The following is a 657-nucleotide window of genomic DNA, read 5'->3' on the forward strand; positions in this document are numbered from 1 at the left end:
CGAACGGCCAGACGGTCGTCGCGCAGTCGACGCCAGTCCAGGTGACGTGGGGCCAGGTTCAGACACAGCCTACCACGGGGCAGTGTAGCCAGGCAAGCTGGTCAGTGGGAAGTGTCGGTTCGAACAGCGCGGGCTTGACGTTTACCCACGATGACAGCGATACGTACGCATTCACCGTGAACAATGGCGGGAGTCTGAGCGTGCCGGGCGTCGGTGGCAGTGAACAGAGCGTGGGCGTGATCCTGACAGGGCAGCCTGGCGAAAGTTACACGGTTACAGCCACTGATACCACAACGGATTGCACCGTGTCCACGACTGTAACCTTGTCTTCCAACGGCGGCACACCGATTCAAACGGGCAGCGTAAGCGCAGTTGTGTCCGATCAGTACACCCAACTCATGGGTGGCGGAACAGGCATCTACGCGGCCGGGCCAAATGTGACGGTGGATGCGGGCACGAGTGTCAATTTCAATGTGCAATTTCTGCAAACTGGCCAGCCCGCGATCTACTATTCCGATTTTGAGGCTCCTAACAACGGGAACTTGCCTGCGGCAACGAACACGGGCTGGAGCGTGACGCTGGTCTCGAACGGAGGAACGGATGGAGCGTCACTGAATCAGACGTTCTATAACGGCGCTTCGACTGGAACGGTGAGCG

Annotated in this window: 1 protein-coding gene; it reads left to right on the top strand. The window is 59.1% G+C overall.

All coding sequences use genetic code 11. The annotated features are described in order from the left end of the window. A partial coding sequence (locus AC27E8_RS06550; RefSeq protein ID WP_487111384.1) for a hypothetical protein occupies nt 1-657 on the top strand: 657 nt, incomplete at both ends.

Source organism: Alicyclobacillus sp. CIJ1 (assembly GCF_057538885.1).